This window comes from Paenibacillus sp. FSL H7-0331, from assembly GCF_001956045.1.
Genome location: NZ_MRTH01000101.1, coordinates 1 through 4,901 on the forward strand (window position 1 = coordinate 1; position 4,901 = coordinate 4,901).

A 4,901-nucleotide genomic window follows, 5' to 3' on the forward strand; every position below is an offset into this window, starting at 1 on the left:
ATTCCTGGTCGGAGAAAGTTAGGCTAATTGGGTTCACTGAGGCTTTCTACGTGTCTACTTTTTCAGGGCAAGGTCAGAATGCAAGTCTATAATTTCGATTAACTCATTGTAATTATTTAAAATTCTCTTAGTTGCATCTGTTATAGTGGTACAATACCTACAAGTAGCCGCACTCTTTACATTTTGATTAAGCAACATAAAAACACCATCTGCCATTTGTAATAAGTAGAATTCTTTTCCTGACATCTTGAGCAGCCATTTCAAATAGAGTTTCTGTTTTTTATTATCAACAAGGTTATTCTGTAGTAAGTTTTTCAAAAAATTTCTTGTATTTGTTGAGCCTATTTTTGCATGTTCAATATTAAAGTTCTTCACTAATTCTAAGAATGCTTTGTGTGCTAGTTCTGATTGATTCATGTTTTTGTCCTCCAAGTTTAGTGTATTCTAATAAAACTTCGAATTTATTGGCTGTTAATCTTCATCATCAGAGGTGAATTTAATTTTACCTTCATTCATTATTTCTCCTCTGGAATACCTACCTTTATGGTCTTTTTCATATTCATATTCCGTCTCACAACTTCCACATTTTAATCTCGGTTCCGTTTTTTAATATCTTATATTCATTAGTTGTATAAATCTGCTCCCATAAATACAAATCACTCCCACACAAGCAAAGCGGTTTTATATAGGTCATTTTACATCCTCCCTCATTCACCATAAAAGATCATTTTATCAAGAAATTTTGCTCAACCTTTTGGCGATTTGATCTGGAGATAGTACCTTTTTTCTATTAACTCCAGCACTAGAACATTCTTCAACTAGACTCATTAGCATTTTCAAACCTTTTATAGTAACTTCATTTAAGAAATCGTCTGACAATGTGAATTCAGTCTGAGTTTGATCCATTTCATTAAAGCCACCGCTATGATCAGCTTCTAACATAATTTCATTAAACATCCTTTGAACAGTTAGAATTGCGTCTTCTTTTTTCATAATGTAGCCTCCATTAAAAGACTCGTTTTATTGTAATTCCTGCACGACAAAAGATCCATCAATTAACTTTACATGGTACAATTCATCAAATCCTTCTTCGAATAATGGTTTTTGAATTTTCCTAATTGTACTCTTAATTGCTACTTTAGGTACTTTTTCTTTTCCTTGTCGTATTTCATTCCTTAGAACGGATTCATCGTAATCAGGTTCGAAATAGTATCCTACAACCCTAAATCCCCATTGTCTAACTGCTTCAATATACTTTGCTCGATCTTCACTCGTGGGGTTTGTATTATCTATTACAAAAGATTGCTTCCCATGGATACAGGCCATTACTAGAGACTTCTCCCTATACCTTGTCTTCAACATATCCAAATTAATCCTTATGTGAGTATTAAAAAATCTTTCTTTATAAAAACTTGATTTGCCCGAAGCTTGAATTCCTACGAAAATAACGCACTCCACAATTACTCATCCTTATCCAAAATTACATATTGGTTTATATAATCTCTATTCTGTGAGAATATTGGCGTTTCATGATCAACATCCCACTTAGTCCTTTGCGTTTCGCCTTTGTAATACTGCTGCTTAGTGATGCAAACACCACGTTTTTGCCCTACAGGTAGATCGTTCCAATTAATCCCCTTCTCTAAAAATAGCTTATCTTGAAGTTGCTTTCCAGTGAGACCTTGTAACTGTTTCTGTGAGAAGTATGCTTGTGCTACCATAGAAATACTATTTTTTGTAGCGTCTTGCTGTCTCCATAAGAAATAATTTGTTACTTCATCGTGTGGAAGTACCCATGCCCTACTATCGAAAGTTGCCAGAGGTTTATCGGGATAATGCGGTTTAATGATCTCATTGAATTTCGCTGTTGCCATCGATGCAGATACTGAGACCATTTTTTGAATATTATTTTCGAACCATGATTGAGTTGTTAATTTATCATAATTCGTAAGCAAGATTGATATTTCATCACTTTGATGATATACAATTTTACATCCCATTATGTTTTGAGCGAGGTACTTGCAGGTTTCCCATAATGCATTTGTTAGTGTTTCATCAAAAGGCTTTTTCATTCCTTTTGTGAAGGTGTGGAAGTGACAACCATCAATTCTTAATATCACTGGAAGTCTACGCGGCAAGCTGTCTCTAAAAGCATTTTCATATTCCTTCATTCTGTTGCCAAAATCATCTTTCTTCATATCTATTCATTTCCCTTTCCTATTAAAGAATTGTTTTATGAATCTTTGTTTACATATTAAGGCATCTTCATAGTTCTCCAAGGTGAGCCTGAACTATATTCAGTAATAAACCAATTCTCGCCCTTCTTTTCAATGATAACTTTATCGTATAAAATTTGTTCATTTCCGTTTCCATCCAATGTTGTAATAGCAACTGTCGTAATTCTTTTGTTGACCCCTCTCCAACTTATTCTATCTATAGAATATTTCTGTATATTTCCATACCAGTGTCTATCGTTATTTAACAATCCTTGTGCCAAACTCGATTTTCCTTCTTTTGTTAAATCAGGGTTCTGGGAGTATCTACTAAAATCAGTGTATTTGTACATATTCGAATAGTTTTTTTCAATAAAATCGTTATAAAAATTATTAATTACTGGAACTATGGATTTGCCATCTTCCCTTTTTGACCACAAAATCAGTGTAATACATACTGTTATAAATAGAATCAATGATATGAATATTAATTTCCTCATTTTAGTAAACCTCATTATAACTTGGGATTCTAATAAAAGTATTATTTTATGTACTCTGCTTAATATGTGAGATTTCTGAGATTTTTCCATATAAAATCTTCACATCGACCTCTTCATCATCCTCGCAACATTTCACAAACAAGTTCTCGTATTCTTCCTTTGCTTCAGCCTCTGTCTCATACACGTACACTCTACTATCAATAATTCGCTTAACAGCCACAAACAGATATTAACCACCTCATTTTTCCTCATGAAAAATCTGTTTTATCGTATTCTTATGTACAAATATATAGTTTATTGCTCTTCGAATTTTTCAGGATCAACGACAAAGCTCTTGACAATAAATCCACACTTAGTACAAATGACATGAGTAATTTCTGATCCCATGGTGAAGAATTTTTTAATAGGATAAATTCTGCCTTCGCCTTTAGCTTTACCTTTGCCAAAGCTAGATCCACCACATTCAGGGCATTTCGTTTCGTTTACCATCTCGAACCTCCAACTTATAATGATTTGAACGTATTGCCATTTTATTTGTTCCTTACACTTCTTAATCAAATTGTTGCTTTATTATCTTATTTTCTGAACGTTCTTTCGTAGTCTTCAAAACGAATTTTTCTAATCTGGGTACGATCCGAAGTGCGAACAATAATCCCTTCAGACTTTCCAGATGCATCAATCCCTACCTTTGTAGCTTCAAATTGCTTCAAAAACGAAAATGTATTCTCAATTGAAGTTGGAAAATCCGAACCCCTGACCACTTCTAAGAGAGGCGCAAATTCTAATTCTACACTCTCAACAAATTTCATTTTCTCAACTTCATCATAAAAAGGTTGATTTCCATGATCTCTCCACTCAGCAATCTTTTCTTGTGGTAGCTCAAGAAGCCTGTCTAATTCATCCCGAGTTAAAGAAAACACATCAAATACTCGATACCCTTGAGTCTTAATATCCGTATAGTTCTTAGCAGCTTTTGTCTTCCCACCATACGATTCTTGATAAATTACTGTTAACGCCCAATCTCCTTTGGGAAAAATATCAGCAATTATTCTTTCGGTCAGTGGCTTAAGAAACTCCGCGATGTTACCATAAGGATTGCCGATCCTATCCCCCTTTGCATACAGTAGTTCTTCTCTTGAACCGATTAGATAATCCACTTCATTGCAGTTGTTTTTAAAGAATATAATTCTTGAATTTTCACCATCTACCTTTTCATAAACAAAGACCTCATCGGAATTAGAAAAACCTTTTGACTCGGATAATTCATCAGTTAAACGACCTCTTTCACCTAAAGCATGATATGTAAGGATACTTGGATATTTTGTTAGAGAATTAATTTTCTTAAAATCCATTCGTTTTTCATCTCCCATAAAATTTTCTTTTTATTGAATATATCTTGACAGTTCAATTTTCATATCATCGTCTAATTCGTTAACTAACACATCAAAGTAATCCTTATCGATCTTGTATTTATCTCTATATTTAATCATAACTCGCAATATCTCTTTTTCTTCTATTGCAGATAGATGACCACCCCTGACTTTTCTCCATCCACGTTCTTTCATGTTTTTTAGTACAGTTTCATTTTCTAAAATTTCAGCTTGAACTGAAGTGCATATGCCTGCGTCATATCGGTCAATTAAATATTCATATTTATGAATTTTTGACCATTTTGAAGCTTTCCCTCTCTTGTGTTCATCAAGTCTCTTTGCAAGATATGGAGTTTGCCCAACATACACATTCTCATTTTCAAGTTGTATTACATAAATATACCTTTGTCCTATATCTTCTGGATTCACTCAAATCCTCCTTAAAATAATACAAAAAGTCATATCTCATCCGTTTTCATGCAATTTTTTTGAAATTCCACAACTTTTTATGATGTTATTAGAAATATAGAAGACTTCACCAAGTGACCTAAATTTAATCTTAAGGCGTTAACTTCACCAGTAAAGGTCTGCATCAGTCCATCTCATTTCCTCATAAAATTAACCTTTTATTTTGTTTTATTTGATTATATCTATTACCTTCGCTGTTCCCTCAAATAAAAATTCGTATCCCTGTATATCCGCATCTTCTCCAGTCCAATATCTTCTAGCTTGCGTGTGGATCGGCTACAGTAAATTGGACAGAAAAAATAGGGGCTAGTAGAATGAAAACATCAGACAGGAGCGAATCTACGATGCCG

The 4,901-nt window shown here is 33.7% G+C and carries 8 protein-coding genes; all 8 read right to left on the minus strand.

Going from position 1 to position 4,901, the window contains the following annotated elements; all coding sequences use genetic code 11:
- Positions 1-54: 54 nt before the first annotated feature.
- Entirely contained in the window at positions 55-417 is a 363-nt protein-coding gene (locus BK127_RS41545) for a hypothetical protein (RefSeq protein ID WP_076238487.1), read from the minus strand.
- A gap of 315 nt (positions 418-732) precedes the next feature.
- Positions 733-993 (minus strand): hypothetical protein, encoded by a 261-nt coding sequence (locus BK127_RS41550; protein ID WP_076238488.1) that lies wholly within the window; start codon positions 991-993, stop codon positions 733-735.
- A gap of 27 nt (positions 994-1,020) precedes the next feature.
- Complete coding sequence (locus tag BK127_RS41555; RefSeq protein WP_076238489.1) at positions 1,021-1,458, minus strand: AAA family ATPase; 438 nt, start codon at positions 1,456-1,458, stop codon at positions 1,021-1,023.
- A gap of 2 nt (positions 1,459-1,460) precedes the next feature.
- The gene (locus BK127_RS41560) at positions 1,461-2,198 is read right to left on the minus strand and encodes a tRNA(His) guanylyltransferase Thg1 family protein (RefSeq protein WP_076238490.1); all 738 of its coding nucleotides are present in this window, start codon (positions 2,196-2,198) and stop codon (positions 1,461-1,463) included.
- 56 nt (positions 2,199-2,254) lie between these two features.
- Positions 2,255-2,803: a hypothetical protein gene (locus BK127_RS41565; RefSeq protein WP_179097826.1), complete on the minus strand. Its 549-nt coding sequence runs from the start codon at positions 2,801-2,803 to the stop codon at positions 2,255-2,257.
- Positions 2,804-3,007: 204 nt separating this feature from the next.
- The gene (locus BK127_RS41570) at positions 3,008-3,202 is read right to left on the minus strand and encodes a transcription initiation factor TFIIIB (protein WP_076238492.1); all 195 of its coding nucleotides are present in this window, start codon (positions 3,200-3,202) and stop codon (positions 3,008-3,010) included.
- An 86-nt stretch (positions 3,203-3,288) separates the two neighbouring features.
- A complete protein-coding gene (locus BK127_RS41575; RefSeq protein WP_076238493.1) occupies positions 3,289-4,065 on the minus strand; it encodes an RNA ligase family protein in 777 nt (258 codons plus the stop codon).
- A 30-nt stretch (positions 4,066-4,095) separates the two neighbouring features.
- On the minus strand, positions 4,096-4,512 hold the full coding sequence (locus tag BK127_RS41580) for a GIY-YIG nuclease family protein (protein ID WP_076238494.1): 417 nt from the start codon (positions 4,510-4,512) through the stop codon (positions 4,096-4,098).
- Between the last annotated feature and the right edge of the window lie 389 nt (positions 4,513-4,901).